Below are 22,474 nucleotides of genomic sequence, written 5' to 3'. Positions count from 1 at the left end.
TCTTTTGCTCCTTTTTATCGTTAATAGTTTGAGCAAATAGGGATTAGATATACAATTTAATTCCACAAAAAAAGACACGGGAACTGTTCCCATGCCTTAAAAACTAATTACTTAGCGTTGTTATAATTTTTAGCTACTTCATCCCAGTTTACTACATTCCAGAAAGCTGCTGCATAGTCTGGGCGCTTGTTTTGATATTTAAGGTAATAAGCATGCTCCCAAACATCAAGACCCAAAATTGGTGTTTTACCTTCTGATAATGGATTATCCTGGTTTGGAGTGCTAGTTACTTCAAGCTCACCATTGTTTACTACTAGCCATGCCCAACCAGAACCGAAACGACCTTTTGCAGCTGTTTCAAATTCTTCTTTAAACTTATCAAAGCTGCCAAATTTAGCTTTTAATTTATCAGCTAATTCTCCAGAAGGCTCGCCGCCACCATTAGGTGACATAACTTTCCAGAATAAGCTATGGTTTGCATGACCTCCGCCATTGTTTCGTACAGCGGTGCGGATATTTTCAGGTACCGCATCAAGATTGCTCACAAGGTCTTCAATTGATTTGTCCTGAAGGTCTGCGTGTCCATCTAATGCACCGTTTAATTTTGTAACATAAGTATTGTGATGCTTCGTATGGTGAATGTTCATCGTTTCTTTATCGATTGTTGGTTCTAAAGCATCGTATGCATAAGGTAGTTCTGGTAGTTCAAATTTTGCCATTATTAATTTCCTCCCTTAATAATAAATGTTATTAAAAGGTTTGAATATTCACCCTTTAAATTCAAGATTATCAAAGCTATCACACACATGCAAATTATATGCATATTTTTACATGTGGATAGTGAAAATCATCCACACTTACTATGTTCCCGAATTATTAAATGTGAAACATATTTTCAGAAACAAAAAAACAAGCGATTTGCTTGTTTAGAGATGGCTCCGGACGGAATCGAACCGCCGACACAAGGATTTTCAGTCCTTTGCTCTACCGACTGAGCTACAGAGCCGTATGAGATTGTAGAATTAATCAATTGTCATTGTGTATTATACGTTTTTTCGGTAATGTTGCACTCCGCAGAAACTTGTAATGCTTCCATCTCATATTAGATAACTTTTAAAACATTTTGTAAGTATGTATGGAGGAGGAAGAGGGATTCGAACCCCCGCGGGCTTTGACACCCCTGTCGGTTTTCAAGACCGATCCCTTCAGCCAGACTTGGGTATTCCTCCGAGTTTTAGTGGTGGACCCTGCAGGACTCGAACCTGCGACCGATCGGTTATGAGCCGATAGCTCTAACCAGCTGAGCTAAGGGTCCTTCTATTATTTTTAATGGGGCGATCGATGGGTTTCGAACCCACGCATGCCGGAACCACAATCCGGTGTGTTAACCACTTCACCACGATCGCCGTAATAGTTTTATTGGTAGCGGCGGAGGGGATCGAACCCCCGACCTCACGGGTATGAACCGTACGCTCTCGCCAGCTGAGCTACACCGCCATATGGCTCCACAGGTAGGAATCGAACCTACGACCGATCGGTTAACAGCCGATTGCTCTACCGCTGAGCTACTGTGGAATAATCTTAAGTATTGATCAAGGTATTACAACCTTATTTTTTGTGCTCGTCGTGTTAGATGATTATTCGTGAAGTTCCACTCCTCGCAGACCTGCACTTGGTAGCTTTTTCAGTGATGTTTGCGGTCAGCTACTGTGGAATAATCTTAAGTATGATCAAGGTATTACAACCTTATTTTTTGTGCTCGTCGAGTTTTACAATTTATTAGCGACGAAATATAATTTACCATGTACGACAGAATCTGTCAATAACTTAAGCAATAATTTTTATTCATGAATCAAATCTTTTGTACAAGCATCTATTAGAAGCACCAATAAACACTATAGCATTTTATTAAGAGGTTTTCAATAAAAAATAAAGAGACTGGGACAAACAAATGTATTTAGTAAAAGTAAAATCCGAACTATGATTCAAAATTCTTGAAATAGAATTCGAATTAGTTCGGATTTTTGGTTAGAATCAGTCATTGATAATGAACGTACTAAACAACCTATCTTGTTATTATGTCTTTAAAGTAGAGTTTTTTAGTTATACTTGAGCCTCTTCAACTATAATATTACTCTCCTAATACTTCCTCAGCAATATTTACTGCGTGATCACCAATTCGTTCAAGGTTACTGATTATATCGACAAATACGATACCAGCTGAGCCACTGCATAAGCCCTCATTCATACGAATAATATGCTTTTTGCGATAAGTTCTTTCCATTTTGTCAATCTGATCCTCTTTTTGAACTACCGCTAGTGCCTCTTCACGATCCATTTTATCAAGTGCTTCCACTGCTTGTTTAATTGTTAAAATGGTTAAATCAAACATATTATTTAAATCTTCTTCCGCTTGCTCCGTTAGATGAACTTTATTTGATATTTTATAGTCAATTAATTCAATTATATTTTCAAAATGATCACCAACTCGTTCAATATCACGTACAGAATCAATTAATGCGGTGTGCGTTGCGCTTTCCAATTCAGACATGGACTCCCCAGATATTTCAACTAAATAATCCGTTATTCTGCGATCTAAATTATTTAATGCTCCTTCTAACTGCATTGCCATTTCTGAATGTTTCTGATTTTGTGTTGTTAAATATAAATTTGTTTCCTCAAGACCCTTGTAAGCATATTCACCCATGTGGATGACTTCTGCTTTAGCTTGGTCCAGAGCTAATGAAGATGATTGTTGGATAAATATAGGATCTAAATGTTTTGGCTTGTACTCAACAATGGTATCTTCCCCTGGAATAATTTTAGTTACAAGCCATGCTAAACCAGCAATAAATGGAAATTGAACTAGCGTATTTGCCAGGTTAAAGCTACCATGTGCAAAGGCAATTGTCATTTCTGGATTTAAATTCAGGCTTGATTGTAAATATAAGACATATTGTGTGAATGCTCCCAATAGAATTAGAAATACGGTTGTCCCTACCAGGTTAAATATAACATGTACAAATGCTGCACGTTTAGCAGCGATACTGGTTCCAAACGATGCAAAAACAGCCGTTATGGTAGTCCCAATGTTATCACCAAACAGGACTGGTACTGCCGCTTTCAACCCTATTGCACCTTCAGAAAATAAACCTTGCAGGATGCCGATTGTAGCACTGGAACTTTGTACAACGACAGTAAATAGCGTACCAATAACAACACCTAAAATAGGGTTTTCACTCATACTTAAGGTTAAATCCTTAAATGTCTGAAGGCCTTCCAACGGTGACATCGCATCACCCATGAACCTCAAACCTAAAAATAACGCTCCAAAACCAAAAATGGCTTGACCCACATTTTGAACCTTTTGATTTTTAAAGAAAAATAGCAGAAAACAACCAACGGCTATAATTGGCAATGCATAGGCTTCTAGGTCGATACCTATAATAAAGGCAGTTACAGTAGTACCTATGTTAGCACCCATAATAACGCCAATAGCCTGCCTTAATGTCATAAATCCGGCATTAACCAACCCGACAGTTAATACGGTTGTCCCGGAACTGCTTTGAATTAGAATCGTTACCACTATCCCAGCCAATACACCTAGGAAGGGATTGCTGGTTGTTTTGTCAAGTATATTTCGAAGCCTGTCACCAGCAGATTTTTGCAAGCCTTCCCCCATAAACTTAATACCTAACAGGAAAATACCTAATCCACCGACAAACTCAAATATCAGTTGCTGCACATCGATATCCAAAAATAATTCCACCCTTCAAATCATGTTGAAATCTGTCATATACCTTGTCCATTATTAAAGATAATTTCATCGTTTGTAAAGTAATTATTTAAAACTTAACATAAAATTTACATTCATATGTTCTTCATTTGTACACTTAAAATAATGCTATACTTTATTAACTACCCTAACTCAAGGATTTTCATTCTTAATTATGGAAGAATCGTAAATCAATAAATGAGTTCTGATCAAGAATTTACTTTGGAAGAAGCTCAAACAACAAAACTAAAATTCCAATAAATTTATTTTGTTAATTAAGTCAATTTCATAAATACTTATATTCATCATTCATCCGAGCTAATAACGGAAGGGTCGACAATGCGAGAATAGTATGGCCTTGGCCAAGGCGCGTAGCACGAGGATACTCTGAAATTAATTTATTTATCAAAAAAAATACCCATGAACAAATAAATTCAATGAGTACTACTTTTTATACATTATTTACTTTTTCTACAAGAATTCTCGTACCATCAACATCAACAACCTTAATAGAGGCGTTCTCCGGGATCCATTGACCATTTGAGATAGCGCTATAATTTTTATTTTTGATTTGTACTGTACCTACAGGCCGTAAATTGCTTACTGTTTTACCCTCTTCATTCAATAACTGCTCGTATTCCTCATTCATCGAGTTATACCCAGCTTCTTTGGTTAATTGATCTACTAACGTTAGCTTTGACCACATATCCCGCTTTTTAAATACTTTTAAGAAGAATAATGATGAAAAACCACCTAAAAGAACGCCAATAACTGCATACATGCCTGCATAGAGATTTGGTGCAGTTAATGCTACAGCTGTAAGCATACAAGCAAAACCGATTGTTGCCAGTGTACCATCATTTATAATTTTGCCATCAATAATTATGAGTAATAATCCAATTAAATATACAATAAGCATAATAATAAAGGAGCCTGTTTCCAGATAAACTGCGAAATAAACAATTATAAATCCTAATCCCATCAGTCCAAAAAATCCACGCATATTAACTAGCATTTCACCGATAAGGAATAAAGTCCCAAATCCGGTGATAATGAAGCCTATCCAATCTAATGAAAAAATATCCATGTGCAAGCCTCCTTTTCCCCGTCAATTATTGTACGTTTTAATGGTATAAATTGTTTCAAAAAGGAGCAAAAAAGCATGAAAAATTTAATGAAAATATTATCATACATTTTAATTGCATTATTTTTTATAAGTATATATAAGGATTTAAGTGTTGGAACTACTTTAACACCGGAAAATAATATAAAGCAACCGCAAGTTGAAAATATGGTAAAAACCGAAAATATTACTGCAATGGAAGTGAAAGTACATCAAGGTGATACACTTCTTACAATAGCTGAGAAGATAAATCCGCAGGTGACCAATAATTTAAATGTCAATAAAATTGTAGAGGACTTTAAAGCCTTAAACCCCACAACAGACCCTGTTGAATTACAACCAGGTGAATTTTATTTTTTTCCCATATACGAAAAAGAGGCTGGCTAATAGCCAGCCTCTTCCTTTTTTAAACATATGGAAGAACAAAAAGCGTAATAAGAATGGAAGCAGCACCTGCAATTATTGCAGTGTTACCAAGTGTTTCTGCATCGCGGTTTCTTGATATAAAGCCTACTATAATCCCGGCGCCGCCAAGAATGATTGGCATGATAAAGAATGAGATAATGGATAGTGCTAAAGCTACCCATCCGAAGGCACTGTTAGCCTGATCGCCTTCTGTATTTTCATCATTTTTAACTGTATCACCTATATCATCTGCTGTCATTTCAGCAGCAAATTCCTCGTCATCCCTTTTACTGTCTGCACCTGGTGCTTCTGGTTCAGTTGTTGTATGCGGAGGCTGGCCGCTTAAATTTGTTCCAACCATATCCATATTACGTGTGTCCGGCTGTTCTTCCTTGTTTAAGCTATCTTCCACGTTGTTCTGACGGGTAAATTCATCCATAATTTAGACCTCTCTTTCCTGTAAATGAGGTGCGTTCATAGTTTATGGATAATTAAAGTATTATAAAGATGGTAGTTGATGGTAACGGTTATTTGGCACTTGTAAATTGTTTATAGTCTTTAGCATTATTCTTGATTTCACGGGAATACCAGCTCTTTGCATTTCCGTTTTTATCCATATAATTTTCAAGTCCACCTATACCACGATGGTATGCAGTTAGTGCTTTATCCCAATCACCGTATTCCTTTTTTAGAAAATCCAGATATACAAAGGTTAAGTGGATGGAATAATATGGATTGAATAGTAATTTTTCACTGTATGGTATCCCAGACATTTCAGCAATCCAAGGAGCAGTATTCTTCATAAATTGCCCCATTCCATATGCTTTACCATATTTAGTTTTAGGACCCACAAGATCAGGATCAAATGTATTTCCTGTTTCTACTTTTAATAATTCATAAGCTATATATGGACTTATATCAAATGATTTAGCCTCCTGTACTAAGTAAATAGCCCAGGACTTCTTAAATTTGCCGTCACTGTCTTTTACCAATTTATTAGCTTTTTCATTTACGTTTGTCCATGCATAATAACTATTTTTTTTAGCATCAAGTAACTGCTCTGAATTCAAGTAATCGTTTTCTATAGTCAATTTCTGATTCTGTGCATCCAGATGGCTATTTTGGGAAACCAATCGCTTATTTTCTTGTAGGTATGAAAAAGATATTACAGTAAAAATAGTGCTAATACATATGAACACAATAAGTTGTTTGAATAATTGCGAATGTTGTTGATGCATAATTGCCTCCTATCGTTTATTGATAAAGTAAATTTTTTTAATGTGTTTGCATATAGTAAACCAGTATTCTTTATAAGGAGTATAAAAATGTCAAAGATTATTAAAGATTTAGCCATCAAAAAAATGAAGCAGCTTTCACCAGAGGAACTGCTCCATTACAGTGATCAAAATGGGATAACTATTACGCGTACACAGGCTAAACAAATTATATCCTATTTACAAAACCATTCTGTGGATCCATTTAATGAATCAGGAAGGCATAAAATGTTACTGGAGTTGTCACGAATCACCGATCAGGAAACAGCAAAAAAGTCCGAAAAACTCTTTCATCAGCTTATCAGGGCTTATGGGCTTGAATACTTATTTAATTAATACCCTAATTATTGTTTCCTAAACAAAGGCTCTTTTCTATAAATTTATATTTATCTATAAGCCTTCCCAGTTGATATAATTAGTGAAGATTTTCCTCGACTGGAAGAGGCTTCTTGATTAGAACATGAAGTATACTCTATGGCTAAGAAAATTAAGGTAAAAACATTTTCTGCGGTGGAAATCCAACGAAGACTCCTGTGGATCACCGGCTAAAACCAGTCACGTCCTGTGACCAACGCCGGTACTAGAACGTCCTGTTCGTCGAAGCAACAGCTAAAGATCCAGGAGGAAGCGGTTTTCGCTTCCGAGGAAGCTGAAGTGTTGCCCTAAGGTGCGTGAAGAGTGTTTCCGAAGCGGTATCATAGCATTTAATCCTTTCCACATTACGTCTTACTTTATATCTTTTATGTCAACAACACCAATATTATTTACTAAAACAGCCTCAACAAAATAAGGGAAGGACGCTTAGAACGTCTTTCCCTCTCAGTTTACTGGTTAATTATTTTTTCTTTTAAATCGGAAATAAATTTATCTTCTTTAATCATGTCAATTTCAAACTTATATGGAGGTTTTTTATTCTTCTTGTCCTCACCGACAAAAGGCGTTTCCAATATCTTAGGTAACTGTTTCAATTGCGGATGATGAATAACATGTTGCAATGCTTCAAATCCTATATGCCCAAAGCCTATATTTTCATGACGATCTTTATGTGCACCTTGTTCATTCTTACTGTCATTGACATGGATCACCTTTAATCGATCAATACCTATTATCTTATCAAATTCATCTAAAACACCATCAAAGTCATTCACAACATTGTATCCTGCATCATGTATGTGACATGTATCCATACAGACAGATAGCTTTTCATTATGTGTAACACCATCGAAAATCCGAGCTAATTCGTCAAAGGTACGACCAACCTCTGATCCTTTACCGGCCATTGTTTCTAATGCAATTTGCACATCTTTATTCTTTTCCAGGACTTCATTTAACCCTTCAATTATTCTTTCTATACCTTTATCAGCTCCTTCACCAACATGTGACCCTGGGTGAAGGACGATTTGCTTGGCCCCAATTGCTGCGGTACGATCTATTTCACTTCGCAAAAACGTCACACCTAGTTCAAATGTTTCCTTTTTAACTGTATTCCCTATATTAATAATATATGGAGCGTGAACAACGATGTCCTCTATTCCATTTTCCTTCATGTGTTCTCTTCCAGCTGTAATATTTAGCTCTTCAATAGCTTTTCTTCTAGTATTCTGTGGTGCACCAGTATAAATCATAAAAGTATTCGAACCATATGATACTGCTTGTTCACTTGAGCCTAATAACATATTCTTCCCACTCATCGATACGTGTGATCCAATTTTTAACAATTACTCCACCTCAATTTACTTTTTCTTTTTATTGGTTTTTCTTACCATTTGTTTTTTTATATTTTCCTGTTGTCTCTTCATTTTTTTCTTATATCCAGGTTTGACCTCTTTAGTCTTTTTCACTTGCTTCCATGCTTGTGAATCAATATCTGTATTAGTCTTGGTGCGTAGTTCACGCTCATTCCAGGATTTCGCTTCTTTCCATTCTCCATTCTTTATGTCAAAAAATGTGAACGTCAGGCCTTTTTGCTCCAGCTTTTGAATCAACTTCAGATCCTGTTCAGCGTATAAACTGATTGCGGTGCCTTCCATCCCCGCACGGGCTGTCCGTCCTACACGGTGAACATAAAAATCCTCTTCCTTAGGCAATTGAGCATTTATAACATGACTTACCCCTTTTATATCAATCCCGCGTGAAGCTAAATCGGTTGCAACAATATATTGGTATCGAAGGTTTTGGATGTCTTTTAGTACTCGTTTACGTTCTCTGGGCTTTAATCCGCCATGTATGAGCCCAACATCAAGTCCTTTTTGCTGCAAAGAAGCTGCAAGTGTATTAGCAATTTCTTTACCATTCGTAAAAATAATTGCCAGGTAGGGTTGTATTGTTTTGGAAATTTCTATAATAACATCGGATTCATCCCTATGTTTTAATGCAATTAACCGATGCTCCATCGTTTCAGGAGAAAGTTGATCATCAATTTTTACATGTAAGGGATTCTCCAGGTACTTTTTGAAAAAATGCTCCAATCGCTGCGGAATAGTTGCAGAAAATACAAGTAACTGAACTTCCTTTCTTGCACGTATCAGTAATTGGTCAACATCATTAATAAACCCTAAATCAAGCATAAGGTCTGCTTCATCAATGACAAACGAATTTGCAGAATATAATGAAAGGGCATCCTCTTTGACTAAATCCAATATTCTACCTGGTGTACCTATGACAATATGTGGTGGTACCTTTAGTTTCTCCATCATTTTCTGCTTATCAGTCCCACCAACCAACAACTTGGCATTCCATATTTCTTTCTTTCCTGCATAATGAATTATCTTTTTAACTTCTTCATGTATCTGCATTGCCAGTTCTCGGGTCGGTGCAGTAATAACAAACTGTACTTCACGTTTGCTAGCATCAATCTGATTAAACAAAGGTAATAAATATGCATGTGTCTTTCCAGATCCTGTATGTGACTGTCCTACAACACTTGTACCTTTAAGAATTGCTGGCACCACCTTTTGTTGTATTTCAGTCGGTTGTTTAAATCCTAAGTGATCGATTACGTCTGACAAAACTGGGTGAAATGCAAACTGTTTAAAATTATTTTCCATATAATAGTACTCCTTTTTGATGATATTCAATCATCCAATAGCTAAAAAACTTGGCTTTATCGTGTATGAAAGCTTATTTTGCTTGGTGACACCTTAATAAGTTACAGTGCAGGACTTAACTAGTTAAAAGTTACTACGATACGACTCCGAGGAATTAGCATAATTCTTAAGACCTCGGAGCGCGATAGTGCGAGGAGGCCCAAGCCATGACCACGAAAAGTGCCTGCAGTGGAAATCAACAGATTTAGCACATTTCCAAATAGTTTGGATTTACTGCTTTACATTTGAATGATGAAGTTGATTCAACTGCCAGCAACACGGCTTTCACGAAATATAATGTAGTTAATACTTTTATACACTATATAAACTGAAATGGTTCAGTATTGGAGTTGGACAGAATAACTTCTATATTCTTATTATTAAGGTGATTATCCAGATATTCCTTGGTTCCTTTTTTCATTACTTTTTCTACATGATGTCCAGGATCGATAACCGATAACCCCATTTGCCAGGCATCCTGGGCTATATGGAATGTCATATCACCTGTAATATATAGATCAGCCCCCATTTTCTTAGCAGTATGAATAAATTTTTCACCACTACCACCCAACACAGCTACTTTTTTAACCTCTTTAGTTAAATCACCGGTTACGCGCAGCGATGGAACTTTAAGTGCATGTTTTACTTGCTCCGCAAAATCGTGTAAGGTTACTTCTTTCTCTAATGTTCCAATACGTCCAATACCGTACGTTTGTCCTGGATTATGAAGAGGCATTACATCGTAGGCAGCTTCTTCATATGGATGTGCATTTTTCATTGCCTCAATCACATGTGCTAATTTGGGCAGTTGTATAATTGATTCAACCTTAACTTCATCCACATATGCTAAATTATTGGCTGAACCAATATAAGGGTTTGTCCCTTCCTGTGGCATAAATGTTCCTTGACCTTCTGACTGAAATGTACAATGACTATAGTCGCCAATATGTCCGGCTCCATTTTCACTCATGGCATCTCGCACTTCGTTCAAATGTGTCTTTGGGACAAATACAGCTATTTTTACCAGATCCTCCTGATAGGTCTGCTGTAATACTTTTGTTCCTTTTATATTAAGCAGATCACAAAGCATGTCATTTACGCCACCATCAGCGGTATCAAGATTTGTATGGGAGGCATAGACAGAAATATTATGCTGTATTAATTTCTGAATTATTCTGCCTTGAGATGTGTCTACATTTACTTGTTTCACCTGTTTAAATAGTAACGGATGATGTGCAATTATTAAGCTAACATGATTTTCGATTGCTTCATCCACTACAGATTCCAGGACATCCAATGTTACCATTATCTTGGATACTTGATTATTGAATGATCCGATCTGCAATCCAACATTATCCCAATCGTATGCCAGATGCTTTGGTGCCCATTTCTCCATTAGTTGAAAAATATCACTGTTCACTGCCATTTTTTAAAACCTCCTGTACCCAAGACAATTCTTTTTCAAATTCGCTTATTTTATTCTGATTTTGTTCTTTTGCCTTTTTCATTTCATCGATAACTCTGATGCGCTTCGAAAGCTCTTTTTTCCATTTTTTAATAAATGTTTCTGTTTTATGCTCTAATAACAGTGGTCCGAATAATAGCTGTTCTTGTAATAGTTCTGCTGTATAGGGACTTTTGTCAACTTGTTTATCTGCTACAATAATTTCATAGATGTGTCCACTTTCCTCAAGTATTTTTTCACAAATAATCGTGTAATTGTTCTCATAAAACCATTTTCGAACATTTCGTTCATTTACATTTGGCTGTGTGATAATTCGTTGCACACCACTTAATCTGTCCTTTCCATCTTCAAGAATGGATCTTATTAGTGATCCACCCATGCCCGCAATAACAAGCTGATTTACTTCCCCGTCGTGTAAGATGTGTAAACCGTCACCTAACCGCACTTCTACTCTGGCTGCTAACTCATGTTTATTAACTGTCTCAAGAGCACTTTTAAAGGGGCCTTCTTTAACTTCACCTGCAATTGCATGTGCATTGCCGTCATTTAAACAAACGTAGCATGGTAAGTAGGCATGATCAGATCCAATATCTGCAAAAACAGCACCTTCCGTAATAAACGTTGCAACGGTTCTCAATCGTTCAGAAAGTTTAATTGTGTTGTTCATTATTTTCTCCTTCATTATTGACACGTCTAATAGCATAAAAGAGCAAGCCTTCTGCATGAAATCAGTAAGCTTACTCTTTTAGCATAATAAACTATAAGTATCTTAAATAGCTACTTTTGTTTTGAAAGCCATTTTGCAACAGCATCGGCTTTTTCACCTTGTAATAAACCACCAGGCATTCCAGAATCAGGAAACCCTGTTTTGATAATTTCTCTGATTTCTTCTTGGGAATACTTACTTCCAACTTTATTTAATGCTGGTCCAGCTCCTCCGGAAAGATCTGCACCATGACAGCTGGCACAATTGTTCTCAAAAATTTTGGAAGGGTCACTGGTAGTCTCTCCCTCTTGTGACTGCTCTTCTGTATTTTCGCCACCATTTTTCTCTTTTTCTTCAATAGTTTGACGTTGATCCAGGCCAACAAACGATATGACAACTACTAAGAGTATCCCTATTACAGCAATAGTTGCATAAGGGATGACAGGGTTTTTCTTCATCGTAGTTCCTCCTTATGTAATCCCCTTAATCTCTATTTAATTTCAAAAGCTATATATATTTTACTCGAAAAACAAAATAGTTTAAAGGGATAAGACGTGAAATTTTTGAAAAACAATATATAAAATGACAAAAACTATACCAAATATGCTAACATTTTTCAGATATTTTATGTTGTGATGCCGACTGAAAAAATACCATGAAACTACATTTAAAATAATCACAAGTTGAAGCAGCCATTGATTAGCTGTTAATAGTGTACTTATATATACTGACATTAAAAGCAGCAGCAACAGAAATATAACTATTGAAAGATGATAATAGATTGAACTCTTCTGGCTATAGACTCTAGTCATCCAATAAGAAAATGCTACAAACAAAAGTAAAGTACTTACTTGTAGTATTATAGGATATTCGGTAAAATAAAAAACTAAGAAAGCAAATGGCAACAATAAACTTAGCAAAGTCACTTGAATTGCACTTATAATATTTATATTATTTTCCCTGGTTATATCTTCTTTACCAGTAGCCTCACCATTTGTATATAAAGCCAAAAGAAAATCACAGTACACATCGGGTAGTAATTTATGCTCTTTCCAATAGTGGATTTCTTCAACAACTGTTGCGATTCGTCTTTCGGACATAAGGATCACCCCGGTGCAGTTATAACCTACAACTTATCCATACATAAAAGTGCACACAGTCATTGTAAATTAGAATATCTTAGTTGCACGTATGCAGTAAGAAAGTGTTAATACTTTCTTAACTGCCAACCAATTGTGCTTAATGACTGAAACGACTTATTCCAGGAAATCTTTTAATCGTTTACTGCGACTAGGATGTCTTAGCTTCCGTAGGGCTTTTGCTTCAATTTGACGAATTCTCTCTCTTGTCACACCAAACACTTTACCAACTTCCTCAAGTGTCCTGGTTCGTCCATCATCTAAACCAAAACGTAAACGCAACACATTCTCTTCTCGGTCAGTAAGTGTATCCAGAACATCTTCCAGTTGTTCCTTTAATAGTTCATATGCAGCATGATCTGACGGTGAAACCGCCTCTTGATCTTCAATAAAATCACCCAGATGGGAATCATCTTCTTCCCCAATTGGTGTTTCAAGTGAAACTGGTTCCTGAGCTATCTTTAGGATGTCACGAACCTTGTCAGGAGAAAGTTCCATTTCTTTGCCAATTTCTTCTGGCGTTGGTTCTCTTCCTAAATCCTGTAGTAGCTGACGTTGGACGCGAATTAGTTTGTTAATTGTTTCCACCATATGGACAGGAATACGAATTGTTCTCGCTTGGTCCGCAATCGCTCTTGTGATTGCTTGACGAATCCACCATGTCGCATACGTACTAAACTTAAACCCTTTACGATAATCAAACTTTTCGACAGCCTTGATAAGACCCATATTACCTTCCTGAATTAAATCAAGAAATAGCATACCTCGACCAACATACCGTTTTGCAATACTAACTACCAGTCGCAAGTTAGCCTCAGCCAGGCGTCTTTTTGCTTCTTCTTCACTATTTTCGATTCGATGAGCTAGATCAATTTCTTCTGCAGCTGAAAGTAAATCGACTCTCCCTATTTCTTTTAAATACATTCTTACAGGGTCATTTATCTTAATACCGAGCGGTACGCTTAAATCATTTAAGTCGAATTCTTCTTCTTTTGCGATTTGCTGCATTTTAGGATCTTCTTCTGAATCACCGATAACCTCTACACCCTGCTCTGCTAGGTACCCATAAAATTCATCCATCTGCTCAGATTCAATCTCGAAGTTAGATAAACGATCAGCAACTTCTTCATAAGCCAGTGCTCCGCGCTTTTTCCCTATTTCAAGCAATTGATCTTTCGCTTGATCCAGTGTTTGTTCATTTTCATTTTCTTTTGTTTGTGAAGGCTTATTTTCGGCCATGAGTCCCCCTCCTTCCAACTACATTCAATTTCAATTTGATTTCTTAAGCTGCCTTTGCAATTCAATGATTTCCATTGCAATTTTTGCAGCCTTGATTGGATCATTTTGTTGTTCGGCTAACTTTTGCTCTTCTTTAAGTGTCTGAATACTATTTTTACTGCTATTTTCAGCACGAATTATCCGAATATAATCATTGATTTCCTGATCACTAATATCATCAACTACAGGAATCATTGCAACCTCTGTAACCAAACGCTTTAGATCGTCATCATTCAACATCTCAATAAACATGCTGACATCAGCTTGATGCCCTTCCTCATAAAATGCATATAAATGTGTAGCAATTATTTTATGCTTATCAATATTAAAGGATGCACCTATTTCCTCCTGCACTTTATCAGTAATAGAAGTGTCTTGCAACATATATGCAATAAGCTGTCTTTCTGCATTATGAAAAGCCGGTAGTAATTTTTTTGTTTGTTGAAATTGTGATGCCCTATTAGTATATCTGTTCTTTTCTCTCTTATCCTTACCATTGCCCATCTTTTGCCGATGACTTTGGATTTCTTGTGTTAAGGATTCCATTGTTACATTATATTCATTACTTATTTCCTTTAGGTAATATTCCCGTTCAACGGAGCTGTCAATCATTGCAAGCTGTTTAAGAACACTTTCTATATATTGAATGCGATCTCCTTCAAGACTAAGGTTAAAGTCTTTCTTGAGGTAACGCATATAAAAACTCGTAAACGTATGACTTGCTTTAATAACTTCATCTTTAAATGCAACAGCACCAAATTCGTGAATAAAACTATCAGGATCCATGTTTTCTCTTAAATTTGCAATTTTTACATGACATCCTACCTTCTGTAACAAAACTGCAGCTTTGTATGTTGCTTCAGTTCCCGCATTATCAGCGTCATAACAGATAGTCACTGTGTCTACATAACGCCTTAAAAGTTTTGCTTGTGACTCTGTAAGCGAAGTTCCTAAAGTCGCGACAGCATTCTTAACCCCCGCCTGATATGCAGAGATAACATCCATATATCCTTCAAACAAAACAGCTTCATTTTGTTTACGTATGTGTTTCTTTGCTAAATCAAAATTGTATAAGATGCGTCCTTTTTGAAACAATTCGCTTTCGGAGCTATTCAAATATTTTGGCTCCTGATCTCCAATTGTCCGACCACCAAAACCGATAGCCTTTCCTAAATGGTTCCGAATTGGAAAGATAACTCTGCCTCGAAACCGGTCTGTTACACTATTGTCCTCATTTAGAGAAAGTAAACCAGCTTTAACGAGTATTTGTTGATGAAATCCTTTTTTCTGAAGAAACTCAGCTGTAAAATCTTTTACATTAGGTGCGAACCCCAGCTGGAAAACATCAATCGTTTCGTCAGTGATTCCTCGGTCTTTAAAATATTGATACCCTTCTTTTCCATCTTTCGTGTAGCGTAATAAGTGATGGTAAAGTTTCGTTATCCATTCGTAAGCAGATAATATATTCTGATTTTCCTCCGACATGGAAGATTCTTTATTCATTCCTGTCTCGGGTAAGTCTACTCCACTTCTGCTGGCAAGAAACTTTAGTGCCTCATAAAAAGAATAGTCCTCTATCTCCATCAAAAACGTCAGTACATTTCCACCTTTACCACAACCAAAACAATGAAATATCTGCTTCTCTTGGGTTACCGAAAAGGATGGAGTGTTTTCACCATGAAATGGACAAAGCCCAAAAAAGTTTCTTCCTTGTTTCTTTAATTGAACATATTCTCCAATGACATCAACAATATCATTAGACTTACGTACTTCTTCAATTACCTCTTCCGGTACTTGATTTGGCATTTTTACCACCATGCTTTAATATAATTCGATACTTGTTAAGAAAATCCTTCATGATTCGACAATATTTTTTTAGAAAGTCGAAAAAATTTCCTTCCATGCAGTATAAGACTTAGAAGGATTTGTTTAACTTGTTGTATTATTGTACCTCTTGACGGGCTTCTGTAAACCTTTTAATCGAACTATTCAAATGCCCATATACTGTAATTCTACATGATTGAGTAGTATTCCTTCCTATATCTTAATGTTTTATTTTTCTGAATACGTCAATAGGTTACAATACATGCTTATTATTTTATTTTGACACAAAAAATAATTATAATACAAAAACGTTAAAATTACCATCAAAAAACATTCTACTTGTTATGCAGAATGTTTTTTGGATAATTTTCTTTATTTTTTAACCATATGAGAAATAATATTTGCTGTCTCTTCAACTGCTTTATTGGATACGTCCACAACCCTGCACCCAAGTTTATTAACTAAGTCATGAAAACAATCAAGCTCTTGATGAATTCTTTCCATATTCGCATATGTAGCCTGATCACCAAGTCCTAATGCCTTTAATCGTTCTCTTCTTATTTCATTAAGTTTCTCGGGGCTTATTTGCAATCCAATACATTTTTTAGGATCTACTTCATATAATTCTTCAGGTGGATCAACTTCAGGAACAATTGGTACATTGGCGACCTTTAATCTCTTATGTGCCAGGTACTGTGATAAAGGAGTCTTAGAAGTACGAGAAACACCGATTAATATTATATCAGCTCTTGCAATTCCGCGTGGGTCCCTGCCATCGTCGTATTTAACCGCAAATTCGATTGCTTCTACACGTTTAAAATAGTCCTCATCTAATTTATGGACTAGTCCAGGCTCAAGACGCGGGTTATGATCAAAGAATTTTTCCATTGCATCCATCATTGGCCCCATTATATCAATTGCTTCAACGTCTTTCTCGTTTGCTTTTGAATTTAGATATTTTCGTAAAGTAGGATCTACAAGTGTAAAACCGATGATCCCCTGCTTCTCCTGGGCAATCTGAATGGTTTCATCAATTGTTTTCTTATCTTCTACATATGGCACTCGCTGTATATTATATTCACCATTATTAAATTGACTCAACCCCGCTTTGATTACTAATTCTGCAGTTTCTCCAACGGAATCCGACAAAACATAAACTAGTGGTTTAACACCCATGGTCCGGCTCCTCTCTTATAAATGCTCATCCATTATTAACTCCACAAACGCCTTCGTTATCGTGGTTTTCGTGATACGCCCCACAATTTCCAAGCCACTTTCAGTATCTTTAATAACAGGCAGTCCATCAATTTGTTTTTCAATTAGCTTCTTTGCAGCATCTATCATTAAATCCTCACGGTAACATACAGTAATATTAGGCATTCTCGTCATAATAATATGTACTGGTACAGCGTTTAAGTCCTGATTTCCAATGCTCGCTCTCAATAAGTCTTTTCTTGATAAAACACCTATTAAACATGCGTTGTCATCTACTACAAAAAGCGTCCCGACATCTTCTAAAAACATTGTTGAAATAGCGTCATAAACAGAAGCATCTTCTTTAACAACTATAGGGACTGACTGATATTCCTGAACTTTAAATTGTTTTATCTTTTCGGTCAGTAGTTCGGTTCCGGTCTTACCTGTATAAAAATATCCAACCCGTGGTCTTGCATCAAGGAAACCAGCCATGGTCAAAATAGCTAAATCCGGTCGTAATGTGGCTCTTGTTAAGCCTAAATGTTCAGCAATATTTTCACCGGTAATTGGGCCATTTTCTTTAACAATTACAATAATTTGCTCTTGTCTATTTGATAACTCCACTTTTTCACCACCTAACGGCTCAATGTGACATACTATTTATTCAATATTATAGACTATATAGAGTAAAAAAGAAATAATGTTACCTTAAAATAAGATTTAAAAGTGTCTGGTTTAAATGCCCTTCTATTTATTCGTATTAGAATTGCTGCTTCCATTCGATTATAGAAAGATCCGCATAGTCGTAAGTTAACGCCGCTATTAAGTTTACCAGTGACAACCGATTATTACGGACTTTATCGTCCTTTGCCATAACCATATTATGTTCAAAAAAGCTATGAATCGGTTCTGCCAATTTCCCTAAGTATAACAACGCATCCTCAGCTTGCTGGTTGTTATTCGCGTCGTTGTAAGAATCCCTTACTTCTAAATAAACTTGGTACAATTCCTTTTCAGATGGTGTTTCAAAAAGCTCTGGATTAACTGTAGCTATATCCGTTTTCCTGGACAGGTTAATCACTCTGACAAGAGCCTCCTGAACAGATTTAAAATCGTGATCATTTCGTTTTTTGGATAAAATAATTGCTTTCGCTAACGTATAAGAAATAACACCTATTTGTTTATGCAATACTGATTGAATAACATCTTGCTCAAGCTTCACTTCTCTAAATATATATGTGGCACGCAAGCCAAAGAAATGTTCTAATTCACTTCTGACTTTGTTCGTGTCGTTAATTGCCAGGTTATGATAAAACTGCTGTGTTAAATCCAATAAAGATTCAACCGTAATATTCCACTTGTTTTCTTTTAATATTTTCAAGATACCCACTGATTGACGTCTAAGACCATACGGATCCTGAGAACCAGTCGGAATTAATCCTACTGAAATACAACCGACAATTGTGTCCAGTTTATCTGCAACACTAACAATAGCACCTTCTATTGTTTCAGGTAGACGATCATCAGCATGAACCGGTAAATAATGATCTGCAACCCCTCTTGCAACTTCTTTCTCTTCGCCAAAATTTATCGCATATGTTTGCCCGATAATCCCTTGAAGCTCTGTGAATTCATCCACCATATTTGTAGGTAAATCAAACTTACAAATTTCAGCAGTCCTAATTGCCTTTTCTTTCGTTTTTTCATCAAGATTAAGTTGTTGCGCCAATTGATCTGTAATCCTGACAACTCGCGATACTTTATCACTTATTGTTCCTAGTTTTTCCTGAAAAACAACTCGCTCCAACTTCTCCAAATAATAATCTATTGAATGTTTTTGATCTTCTTCAAAAAAGAATTGGGCATCAGATAATCTCGCGTGTAATACCTTTTCGTTGCCTTTCACTACAGTATTTAGCGCTTTGTCATCACCGTTTCGTACGCCGACAAAGTAAGACAACAATTCTCCATCCTTTGATTTCACAGGGAAATACCGCTGGTGTTCTTTCATAGATATTATTAACACATCTGATGGTAATTTTAAAAACGACTCTTCGTATGATCCAATAAACACCGTTGGATACTCAACAAGATTACGAACCTCATTCAGCAAACTATTATCAATTGGTACTTGAAATCCGTATTCTGTTTCTATCAATTTAATCCCATTGGTTATTAAATGTTCACGTTCATTCGGATCTGCTATAACGTAATTATCCTTCAGTTCAAATTGGTAGTCTGATGGCGATGTTAAAGTAATCCTTCTTCCTAGAAACCGATGACCGAACGTGAAATTACTGGTTGAAACATCAGCAATTTCGAAAGGTATAACCTGGTCCTCATACAATGCAGCAATCCAACGTATTGGGCGTGCATATCGAAGGCTTTGTTCGGCCCAGCGCATATTTTTAGGAAACTGAATAGATTCGATAATTTCCTTGAACGAAGGAAGCAATTCAAACGTATCTTTACCGATAATATGTCTTTTTACGAAAATATAGGTTGTCCCTTTTACATCATTTGTATAGATGTCTTCAACAGTCTTCCCTTGGCCTTTTGTAAAACCAATTGCTGCTTTTGTCCAACTTTCCTCATCATCTTTGGCTATGTTAACAGCTGGCCCTTTTACTTCCTCTTCAAGTGATGATTGGGTTTCGGCAACATCTTTTATTAAAACGGCAAGTCTTCTTGGTGTTGAAAATGAAGTTATCGAATCATATGAAATACGTAAGTCATCAAGCCAATCTTTTGTTTTACTAATAAGTTGACTTTCCGCTTTATCAATAAAACGCGCTGGCAATTCTTCCAGCCCTATTTCAAACAATACATCTTTAGCCATTATTCTGCCTCCTCTGTTAACATAGGAAATTCTAACCGTTCACGTTCTGCTACATATGCTTTAGCAATACTCCTGGCAAGGTTTCGTATCCTGGAAATATATCCTGTACGTTCAGTTACTGAAATGACACCCTTAGCATCGAGTAAATTAAATGTATGCGAGCACTTTAATACGTAATCGTAGGATGGAAAAACCAATCCCTTTTCCATTGTAACTTCAGCCTCTTTTTCATACATAGAGAATAACTCAAATAACATGTCAGTATTAGATTCTTCAAACGTATATTTTGAATGTTCGTATTCAGGCTGGAAAAAGATATCCTTAACCGTTACACCTTGTGTCCACTCCAAATCAAACACGTTTTCTTTATCTTGAATATACGACGCTAAACGTTCAATTCCATAAGTGAGTTCAACTGTTACTGGATTTGCTTCAAGACCGCCAATTTGCTGAAAGTATGTAAATTGAGTTATTTCCATTCCGTCCAGCCACACTTCCCATCCTAGTCCTGCAGCACCCAAAGTCGGATTTTCCCAATTATCCTCTACAAAGCGTATATCATGTTCCAACGGATTAATACCAAGTGCTTTTAATGAATCTAAATATAATTCCTGGATATTATCTGGGGATGGCTTCATAATTACCTGAAATTGGTGATGCTGATAAAGCCGATTAGGGTTTTGCCCGTATCGACCATCCGCCGGTCTTCTTGAAGGCTCAACATAAGCTACATTCCACGGTTCTGGTCCAAGACTTCTTAACAGGGTCATTGGAGACATTGTTCCCGCACCCTTTTCAACGTCATAAGCTTGCATTAAAATACAATTTTGATCTGACCAATGTTTTTGTAAAGTTAAAATCATTTCCTGTATAGTCATTTTTTATAAACCTCCATATTTAATTTATTGAATAATGAAAGCGCAAGGTCTGTACAGCGCCGTATGGAACACGCTCACGAATAGCGAGTGGGGCGACGTTACCGCGCAAAGTGTCCGCCTGCAGTCTAAATCAAGAGTAACACATTAACAAATAGGTAGATTACTGCTTTATTTATTAATAATGAAATTGATTCACTTTCTTAACACTAAAAAAAATCCATCCCTATGTCACTTAAATGACATAGGGACGGATATCATTCCGCGGTTCCACCCTACTTGCCCTATTATAAAAGAGCCACTTTATACCAATTGCTCAGGAGTGCCGTTCCTTATCGTCCTATTATCCAGCTTTCACTATTCTGGACTCGCTCAAAATAGCAACCAATAAGTACTATTCTCCATCAATGCAATTAAATGTTCTATTTAAAATATGTACAAATAATACTGTATTACCACCAGAACTGTCAACAAAAAGACTTATTTTAATTTATCCAATTGATTTAAAAATCGTTTTGATTTTAAATAATAGCCACCATACTGTTCATAATAGGCATCAATCAGCTGACGCAATAAATCTTTATTTGCTGATTTTACTGAAATTGTACCGACTCTTTCCAGTTCTACACTCATAAAAATATGCAACAACTTGGCTACATTATCTGGCAGCATAGTTGCTTCAGAATCAATATGATTACATCGCGAACAAAGTAAACCACCTTCAGCTATTGAAAAATATAACGGCGTATCTCTCCTGCCACAGCTCACGCAATTACTAACTGTCGGTGCAAATCCGCCTTTTGCAAATAATTTTAACTCATACATCATCATTGGAATTTCTGCATCTGCATCATCATGTTCGGCAATCCAGGATAATGTCTGGTATAGCTGGTCAAACAAATAGTTATCCGGTAGATTTGAATCAACTAATTTATCGGTTAGTTCAACTATATATGCAGCATATGCTGTCTTAATTATATCTTCCCGGATAAAACGGAGCGAATCAACAACATCTCCCTGTTGAATCGTACTTAATCCCGAATTGATATAGATGAAAAATTCACCAAGTATGAATGGCTGCGTAACAGCAGCCATTCTGCTTTTTGGTTTTTTGGCTCCCCTCGCAATAGCAGTGATTTTACCTAGTTTGTTACTGTAAATCGTAACTATTTTATGTGATTCACTGTAATCTTGCGTTTTAATGACAATACCTCTCGTCTTTTCAAGCAAATAGTATCACCTTCTTAGGTCAAACCATTGAAAATCCCCATGTACTATAATTTAGGTTCAATCGATGATACTTCTTCATCTTCCTGTTGAATCGAATCACCTGTACCGTGTTCTCTTTCTTCTAACTCTTTCAATAATAAATAGGTTTCAATGTTTCCTGTCTGACTAAATAATCTCCAGGTTAAGTCGATCACAAGAAACCCCACCTTCCTTTATAGCATATTGAAAAGTACTTACTACTTAGAATTACCATACATG

At 36.4% G+C, this 22,474-nt stretch carries 21 protein-coding genes, 6 tRNA genes and 1 other annotated feature; of the genes, 2 read left to right on the top strand and 25 right to left on the bottom strand.

The features are described from left to right. Positions 1-107: 107 nt before the first annotated feature. From ACTWQM_RS09285 to ACTWQM_RS09245, 9 genes are all read right to left on the bottom strand, one after another. On the bottom strand, positions 108-719 hold the full coding sequence (locus ACTWQM_RS09285; protein WP_443257903.1) for a superoxide dismutase: 612 nt from the start codon (positions 717-719) through the stop codon (positions 108-110). A gap of 214 nt (positions 720-933) precedes the next feature. Further along, positions 934-1,006, bottom strand: a tRNA-Phe gene (locus tag ACTWQM_RS09280). 130 nt (positions 1,007-1,136) lie between these two features. Beyond that, a tRNA-Ser gene (locus ACTWQM_RS09275) sits at positions 1,137-1,229 on the bottom strand. A gap of 9 nt (positions 1,230-1,238) precedes the next feature. Next, positions 1,239-1,315, bottom strand: a tRNA-Ile gene (locus ACTWQM_RS09270). A gap of 15 nt (positions 1,316-1,330) precedes the next feature. Then, positions 1,331-1,406, bottom strand: a tRNA-His gene (locus ACTWQM_RS09265). Between the two features lie 14 nt (positions 1,407-1,420). Then, positions 1,421-1,497: transfer RNA gene (locus tag ACTWQM_RS09260), tRNA-Met, on the bottom strand. A gap of 3 nt (positions 1,498-1,500) precedes the next feature. Next, positions 1,501-1,575 (bottom strand) — tRNA-Asn (locus ACTWQM_RS09255). Between the two features lie 556 nt (positions 1,576-2,131). Beyond that, a complete protein-coding gene (locus ACTWQM_RS09250; protein WP_443257902.1) occupies positions 2,132-3,757 on the bottom strand; it encodes a Na/Pi cotransporter family protein in 1,626 nt (541 codons plus the stop codon). A gap of 469 nt (positions 3,758-4,226) precedes the next feature. Beyond that, on the bottom strand, positions 4,227-4,862 hold the full coding sequence (locus ACTWQM_RS09245; RefSeq protein WP_443257901.1) for an NfeD family protein: 636 nt from the start codon (positions 4,860-4,862) through the stop codon (positions 4,227-4,229). Between the two features lie 75 nt (positions 4,863-4,937). Here ACTWQM_RS09245 and ACTWQM_RS09240 point away from each other — a divergent pair, with 75 nt between their 5' ends. Beyond that, positions 4,938-5,285 (top strand): LysM peptidoglycan-binding domain-containing protein, encoded by a 348-nt coding sequence (locus ACTWQM_RS09240; RefSeq protein ID WP_443257900.1) that lies wholly within the window; start codon positions 4,938-4,940, stop codon positions 5,283-5,285. Positions 5,286-5,304: 19 nt separating this feature from the next. Here ACTWQM_RS09240 and ACTWQM_RS09235 read toward each other — a convergent pair whose 3' ends face one another. Together ACTWQM_RS09235 and ACTWQM_RS09230 are read right to left on the bottom strand one after the other, a co-directional pair. Next, positions 5,305-5,742, bottom strand: coding sequence for a hypothetical protein (locus ACTWQM_RS09235; RefSeq protein ID WP_443257899.1), 438 nt, complete (start codon positions 5,740-5,742; stop codon positions 5,305-5,307). A gap of 88 nt (positions 5,743-5,830) precedes the next feature. Beyond that, positions 5,831-6,541: a lytic transglycosylase domain-containing protein gene (locus tag ACTWQM_RS09230; protein ID WP_443257898.1), complete on the bottom strand. Its 711-nt coding sequence runs from the start codon at positions 6,539-6,541 to the stop codon at positions 5,831-5,833. A gap of 87 nt (positions 6,542-6,628) precedes the next feature. Between ACTWQM_RS09230 and ACTWQM_RS09225 the strand changes: the two genes are divergently transcribed. Beyond that, positions 6,629-6,913: a DUF2624 family protein gene (locus ACTWQM_RS09225; RefSeq protein ID WP_443257897.1), complete on the top strand. Its 285-nt coding sequence runs from the start codon at positions 6,629-6,631 to the stop codon at positions 6,911-6,913. A gap of 488 nt (positions 6,914-7,401) precedes the next feature. Here the strand turns inward: ACTWQM_RS09225 and ACTWQM_RS09220 are convergent, their stop codons facing one another. From ACTWQM_RS09220 to ACTWQM_RS09155, 14 genes are all read right to left on the bottom strand, one after another. Continuing rightward, a complete protein-coding gene (locus tag ACTWQM_RS09220) occupies positions 7,402-8,295 on the bottom strand; it encodes a deoxyribonuclease IV (protein ID WP_443257896.1) in 894 nt (297 codons plus the stop codon). A gap of 15 nt (positions 8,296-8,310) precedes the next feature. Continuing rightward, positions 8,311-9,624: a DEAD/DEAH box helicase gene (locus ACTWQM_RS09215; protein ID WP_443257895.1), complete on the bottom strand. Its 1,314-nt coding sequence runs from the start codon at positions 9,622-9,624 to the stop codon at positions 8,311-8,313. Positions 9,625-9,982: 358 nt separating this feature from the next. Further along, positions 9,983-11,089 carry a Nif3-like dinuclear metal center hexameric protein gene (locus ACTWQM_RS09210; RefSeq protein ID WP_443257894.1) on the bottom strand — a complete coding sequence of 369 codons (1,107 nt, stop codon included), beginning with the start codon at positions 11,087-11,089 and terminating at the stop codon, positions 9,983-9,985. After that, positions 11,073-11,795, bottom strand: coding sequence for a tRNA (adenine(22)-N(1))-methyltransferase (locus tag ACTWQM_RS09205; protein ID WP_443257893.1), 723 nt, complete (start codon positions 11,793-11,795; stop codon positions 11,073-11,075). Before ACTWQM_RS09205 ends, ACTWQM_RS09210 begins: the two co-directional genes overlap by 17 nt. A gap of 110 nt (positions 11,796-11,905) precedes the next feature. Further along, positions 11,906-12,292: a cytochrome c550 gene (gene cccA / locus ACTWQM_RS09200; protein ID WP_443257892.1), complete on the bottom strand. Its 387-nt coding sequence runs from the start codon at positions 12,290-12,292 to the stop codon at positions 11,906-11,908. Positions 12,293-12,373: 81 nt separating this feature from the next. Next, positions 12,374-12,934 (bottom strand): hypothetical protein, encoded by a 561-nt coding sequence (locus tag ACTWQM_RS09195; RefSeq protein ID WP_443257891.1) that lies wholly within the window; start codon positions 12,932-12,934, stop codon positions 12,374-12,376. Positions 12,935-13,090: 156 nt separating this feature from the next. Continuing rightward, complete coding sequence (gene rpoD / locus ACTWQM_RS09190; protein WP_443257890.1) at positions 13,091-14,212, bottom strand: RNA polymerase sigma factor RpoD; 1,122 nt, start codon at positions 14,210-14,212, stop codon at positions 13,091-13,093. Positions 14,213-14,242: 30 nt separating this feature from the next. Further along, positions 14,243-16,057, bottom strand: a complete 1,815-nt coding sequence (dnaG, locus tag ACTWQM_RS09185) for a DNA primase (RefSeq protein WP_443257889.1) — start codon at positions 16,055-16,057, stop codon at positions 14,243-14,245. A gap of 390 nt (positions 16,058-16,447) precedes the next feature. Next, entirely contained in the window at positions 16,448-17,251 is an 804-nt protein-coding gene (locus tag ACTWQM_RS09180) for a pyruvate, water dikinase regulatory protein (RefSeq protein WP_443257888.1), read from the bottom strand. A 15-nt stretch (positions 17,252-17,266) separates the two neighbouring features. Next, positions 17,267-17,896, bottom strand: coding sequence for a helix-turn-helix transcriptional regulator (locus tag ACTWQM_RS09175; RefSeq protein WP_443257887.1), 630 nt, complete (start codon positions 17,894-17,896; stop codon positions 17,267-17,269). Between the two features lie 136 nt (positions 17,897-18,032). Then, entirely contained in the window at positions 18,033-20,111 is a 2,079-nt protein-coding gene (gene glyS / locus ACTWQM_RS09170) for a glycine--tRNA ligase subunit beta (RefSeq protein ID WP_443257886.1), read from the bottom strand. Next, complete coding sequence (glyQ, locus tag ACTWQM_RS09165; RefSeq protein ID WP_443257885.1) at positions 20,111-20,989, bottom strand: glycine--tRNA ligase subunit alpha; 879 nt, start codon at positions 20,987-20,989, stop codon at positions 20,111-20,113. The genes glyS and glyQ overlap by 1 nt, the downstream gene beginning before the upstream one ends. Positions 20,990-21,229: 240 nt before the next feature. After that, positions 21,230-21,403, bottom strand: a binding site (T-box leader). A 63-nt stretch (positions 21,404-21,466) separates the two neighbouring features. Continuing rightward, a complete protein-coding gene (gene recO, locus ACTWQM_RS09160; RefSeq protein ID WP_443257884.1) occupies positions 21,467-22,216 on the bottom strand; it encodes a DNA repair protein RecO in 750 nt (249 codons plus the stop codon). Positions 22,217-22,260: 44 nt separating this feature from the next. Continuing rightward, positions 22,261-22,410 (bottom strand): YqzL family protein, encoded by a 150-nt coding sequence (locus ACTWQM_RS09155; RefSeq protein ID WP_443257883.1) that lies wholly within the window; start codon positions 22,408-22,410, stop codon positions 22,261-22,263. Between the last annotated feature and the right edge of the window lie 64 nt (positions 22,411-22,474).

Source organism: Virgibacillus sp. L01 (assembly GCF_052246775.1).
Classification (GTDB): Bacteria; Bacillota; Bacilli; order Bacillales; family Amphibacillaceae; genus Lentibacillus.
This window is presented reverse-complemented; position numbering and strand designations above follow the sequence as displayed.